Source organism: Microbacterium sp. (assembly GCF_035554235.1).
Lineage (GTDB): Bacteria > Actinomycetota > Actinomycetes > Actinomycetales > Microbacteriaceae > Microbacterium.
The window spans coordinates 1-4,671 of the sequence record NZ_DATMIO010000114.1 but is presented as its reverse complement, the minus strand read 5'-3'; the positions used below and the strand labels follow the sequence as shown (position 1 = coordinate 4,671).

At 71.6% G+C, this 4,671-nt stretch carries 5 protein-coding genes and 1 pseudogene; 3 read left to right on the top strand and 3 right to left on the bottom strand.

Translation table 11 applies throughout. From position 1 onward, the window contains the following. Positions 1–205: pseudogene (locus VNT50_RS05755) on the bottom strand (TrmH family RNA methyltransferase); the annotation flags it as partial. A 158-nt stretch (positions 206–363) separates the two neighbouring features. On the opposite strand from VNT50_RS05755, the gene VNT50_RS05750 reads away from it, so the two are divergent. Together VNT50_RS05750 and VNT50_RS05745 are read left to right on the top strand one after the other, a co-directional pair. Beyond that, on the top strand, positions 364–1,878 hold the full coding sequence (locus VNT50_RS05750) for an Nramp family divalent metal transporter (RefSeq protein ID WP_325484145.1): 1,515 nt from the start codon (positions 364–366) through the stop codon (positions 1,876–1,878). 14 nt (positions 1,879–1,892) lie between these two features. After that, on the top strand, positions 1,893–2,528 hold the full coding sequence (locus VNT50_RS05745; RefSeq protein WP_325484144.1) for a metal-dependent transcriptional regulator: 636 nt from the start codon (positions 1,893–1,895) through the stop codon (positions 2,526–2,528). A gap of 36 nt (positions 2,529–2,564) precedes the next feature. Here the strand turns inward: VNT50_RS05745 and VNT50_RS05740 are convergent, their stop codons facing one another. Both VNT50_RS05740 and VNT50_RS05735 read right to left on the bottom strand, forming a co-directional pair. Continuing rightward, on the bottom strand, positions 2,565–3,002 hold the full coding sequence (locus tag VNT50_RS05740; protein WP_325484143.1) for a pilus assembly protein CpaE: 438 nt from the start codon (positions 3,000–3,002) through the stop codon (positions 2,565–2,567). After that, positions 2,999–3,976 (bottom strand): SDR family NAD(P)-dependent oxidoreductase, encoded by a 978-nt coding sequence (locus tag VNT50_RS05735; protein ID WP_325484142.1) that lies wholly within the window; start codon positions 3,974–3,976, stop codon positions 2,999–3,001. Before VNT50_RS05735 ends, VNT50_RS05740 begins: the two co-directional genes overlap by 4 nt. 62 nt (positions 3,977–4,038) lie before the next feature. Here VNT50_RS05735 and VNT50_RS05730 point away from each other — a divergent pair. Next, the coding region (locus tag VNT50_RS05730; RefSeq protein WP_325484141.1) for an HAD-IIA family hydrolase at positions 4,039–4,671 on the top strand (633 nt) is incomplete at its 3' end.

Sequence of the window (4,671 nt, the reverse complement as noted above, 5' to 3'; positions counted from 1 at the left end):
GGTAGCGGTCGATCACGTTGCGGGTGTCGCCCTGGGCCAGCAGCTCCGGGTCGAGCGCGGCGTCTTCGGGCCAGGCCCCGGGGCCGCCGGGCCACGGGCCGACGCCATGCGTTGTGTGCTCCGGAGTCTCGGGCGCCTGGGTCGCGGGCTCGGACGCCTGCCGTGCGGGCTCGGGCGCCGCGGGCACGGCTTCAGGATCGGTCACTGGGCAAGGCTACCGACCACCGCGCGTACCGGATTCAGGCTGACTCGGCCCCCGCGCCCCGGGAAACCGGTTGCTGCGCCCCCTTAGCCCCAGCCGGCCTGAATCCGGTACGCCGGACAGATATTTCGGTGTGCCTAAAAATGCCCTAGAGTGTGGGTATGTACCAGGCAAAGGGGCCCGGAGCCCTTCCCGAGCAGACCGTGAGCGCGACGGATCCCGCCGACGCGCGCCCGGCGGACGCTGCTCCCGCCCACGCGACGGCCGGCCATCCCACCGACCCCACGAACGCCCGCCCCACCGACGCGGCGGCCATCACCGCGTCTCCGGTCAGCGTGCCTCGCCTTGCGTGGCTGATCGGACCCGCCCTCGTCGCCGGGGTCGCCTACCTCGATCCGGGCAATGTCGCGAGCAACATGACGGCCGGGGCGATCTACGGCTACCTGCTCGTGTGGATCGTCGTGCTCGGCAACGTCATGGCGTGGCTCATCCAGTACCTCTCGGCGAAGCTCGGCGTGGTCACGGGTGAGAGCCTCCCGGAGGTGCTCGGCCGCCGCATCCGCAACCCGTGGGCCCGCCGCGCCTACTGGCTGCAGGCCGAGCTCGTGGCCATGGCGACCGACATCGCCGAGGTCATCGGCGGCGCGGTCGCCCTGAACCTGCTGTTCAACGTCCCCCTGGTCTGGGGCGGCGTGATCACGGGCACCGTCTCGATGGGCCTGCTCGTGCTGCAGTCACGCCGCGGGCCGCGCACATTCGAGTTCGTGGTGATCGGGCTCATGGTCATCATCGCGATCGGCTTCACGGTCGGCGTGTTCTTCGGACCGCCCGACCCGGCCGGCATCGTCGGGGGCCTGGTGCCGCGCTTCGAAGACACCGGCTCGGTGCTGCTCGCGGCATCCATTCTCGGCGCCACGATCATGCCGCACGCCATCTACGCGCACAGCGCGCTCGCGCGCGACCGCTTCGCGCCCGCCGGAACGCACGCGTGGGCCGCCCGCCCCGCTCGCGTGTCGCTTCCCGCGTTCTTGGCCCGCAGACGCGGCGGCGCGGCCGAGCGGCCCGCCATCGTCGAGCCGGTCGCGCGCACCAGCGTCGAGCTCGAGGGCGCCCGCGGAGTCACCACCGCTCGGCTCCTGCGGGCGACGAGGTGGGATGTCTCGATCGCGATGGTCATCGCGGGCACGGTCAACCTCTGCATCCTGCTGCTGGCGGCCGCGAACCTCGCCGGAGTGCCCGGCACCGACAGCCTCGAGGGCGCGTACGAGGCGCTCGGCGCGACGCTCGGCCCGCTCGTCGCGACGCTGTTCGCCGTCGGTCTGCTGGCCTCGGGACTCGCCTCGACGTCCGTGGGCGCCTATGCGGGGGCCGAGATCATGCACGGCCTGCTGCACGTCCGCGTGCCGCTGCTCGCCCGGCGACTCGTGACGCTGATCCCGGCGCTGCTGATCCTCGGGATCGGATTCGACCCGACCCTCGCGCTCGTGCTGAGCCAGGTGGTGCTGTCGTTCGGCATCCCGTTCGCGCTCATCCCGCTCGTGACGCTGACGGCGCAGGAGCGCACGCTCGGGGTGTTCCGCAACCGCCCGGCGACGACGATCGCGGGCATCGCGGCATCCATCTTCCTGATCGCGCTCAACGGGGTGCTGCTCTGGCTGGTGATCTCGGGAGCCTGACCTACCCTGGACTGGTGGCCTCACCCGCAGCCGACGACTACCTCAAGACCGTCTACTCGCACACCGAGTGGCAGGACGAGGCGATCACTCCGTCGGTGCTGGCCGCGAAGCTGGGCGTCGCCCCGTCGTCGGTCACCGAGATGGTGAAGAAGCTCGCCGCGTCGGGCCTCGTGTCGCACGTGCCCTACGGCGCCGTGCGCCTCACCGCCGCGGGCGAGGCCCGCGCCCTCGCAATGGTGCGCCGGCACCGGCTCATCGAGACGTGGCTCGTGAGCGAGTTCGGCTATGGGTGGGACGAGGTGCACGACGAGGCCGAGGTGCTCGAGCACACGATCAGCGACCGGCTGCTCGGCAAGATCGACGAGCGGCTGGGGCATCCGAGGTTCGATCCGCACGGCGACGCGATTCCGGATGCCGGTGGCCACATCGATCGCGAGGCGTTCGTGCTGCTCGGGGCCGCGCCGGCCGCGCACGAGGGCCGGGTGCTGCGGGTCAGCGACCGCGACCCGGTGCTGCTGCGGGTGCTCGACGAGCTCGGGCTCGCGGTCGGGCGCACCGTCCGCGTGGAAGCCGGCGCGAGGGTCGTGCTCGATGGGAGGTCCGTCGAGCTGCCCGCCGCCGCGGGCGACGCGGTGTGGCTCACGGCCTGAGCCGCGAGCGGCCGACGCGTCAGCGCGAGCGACGCGTCAGCGCGAGCGGCGGATGAGCTCCCGCACGGCGAGGCCGTAGGCCTCGGCGGGCTCGGGGTGCTCGAAGGTCTGCGTCAGCGGATCGCCGGGCGACAGCATCCGTTCGCTCCACGCGATCTCGACGACGAACGCGTCGCCGACGCGGGTCAGCGAGCGGAACGATCCGCGCAGCAGCTCGCGCAGCTGGTCTTCGCGGGGCAGCCAGATCGTCTGCTCGATACCGACCGAGTCGAGCGCCCACTCGGTCGTTCCGTTGAACCCCAGAATCGTGCCCGTCGGGTACTTGTACGGCTCGATCGTCATCTCGCTGACGGTGAAGACGTCGTCTTCGATCTCGTTCTGACCCGGCAGATCGAGCGTGAAGCGATCGCCGGATGCCGGGTGCCAGACGAGCCCCTCGGCCTTGAGCGCCGCGGCCAGTTCCCGGGAGATCACGCCTTGCCCCGGCGGAGCGCACGAACGACTTTCTCGAACGGCCACGCGCTGCCGGTGAGGCGCTCGCAGTCCGCCCACACGCGCGCCCCGACCTCACGGTCGACCGAGGTCTTCGACGGCCGCTGCCTGCGGGGCGCGCCGCGCCCGATCGACGCGGGGCCCCAGTACTCGCCGCCCTGGATCTCGGGGTCGACGAGCGCCCGCACGGGCGCCCAAGCCCCGCGCTCCTTGCTCTGCGCGATGGGGGACTGCAGGTTGTCGGTGAATCGCGCGAGCCGCGACGGGGTGTTGACGCCGTGGATGCCGGGCGTTCGCCCGCTCACCGAATACCCCGGATGCACCACGACGCTCGCGACGGGGACGCCGCGTTCGCGCAGGCGCCGATCGGCCTCGAATCCGAGCGCCTGGCAGGCCACCTTCGACTGCGCGTACGCGCGCCAGCCGGTGTATCCCTGCTCGAGTTCGAGATCGACGGGGTCGTACGAGCCGAGGCGCGTGGCCATGCTGCCCAGCCAGACGAGTCGTCCCCGACGTCGCGCGACCGACGTCAGCAGCTCCGCACCGAGCACGAAGTGGCCGAGCACGTTCGTGGCGAGCACGAGTTCGCGCCCGCCGTCCGCGGTGAGGGTGCGCACCTTGGGCGGGTGCACGATGCCCGCGTTGAGCATCACCCCGTCGATCCGCGAGCGCGCACCCATCGACGCGGCCGCGGCGCGCACCGATCCGAGGTTGCTGGTGTCGAGCAGCAGCGTCTCGACGGAGGCGCCGTCGACGCGGCGATTGATGGCGGCACGGGCCGCCGCGAGCCGATTGGGGCTGCGGCCGCTCATGACCACATGGGCCCCCGCGCGGGAGAGCTGCTCGCTCGCGAAATAGCCGATCCCGGCGTTCGCCCCGGTGATGAGGTAGACGCGGCCGGACAGGTCGGGAAGACGCTCCGGATCCCACGCGGTCGCGGGGTCGGGTCGGGTCACACTCAGACCCTACGCCGTCGCCGGTGCACTCACGTCGCCACCGCGACCGTAGGCTGGGGGCCATGGCGCGCCGCGACGAGATCGAGTGCTGGCTGACGGACATGGACGGCGTGCTGGTGCACGAGAACCGGCCGGTTCCGGGAGCTTCCGAACTGCTGGCGCACTGGCGCGATACGGCAACGCCGTTCCTCGTGCTGACGAACAACCCGATCTTCACCCCGCGCGATCTCAGTGCGCGACTCGCGCGCTCGGGTCTCGACGTTCCGGAGGAGCGCATCTGGACCTCCGCCCTCGCGACGGCCGACTTCTTGCACTCGCAGCTGCCGGGCGGAACGGCGTTCGTCATCGGCGAGGCAGGTCTCACGACCGCCCTGCACGAGGCGGGCTTCATCATGACCGAGTCGCAGCCCGACTACGTCGTCGTCGGCGAGACCCGCCAGTACTCGTTCGAGGCGATCACGAAGGCCATCCGCTTCATCAACGCGGGCGCGCGGTTCATCGTGACGAACCCCGACGCGACAGGCCCCGCACCCGGCGGCGTCGTCCCCGCCACGGGCGCGTTCGCCGCGCTCATCACGAAGGCCACCGGCAAGGAGCCCTACGTCGTCGGCAAGCCCAACCCGATGATGTTCCGCTCGGCGCTCAACCGCATCGGGGCGCACTCCGAGAACACCGGGATGATCGGCGACCGCATG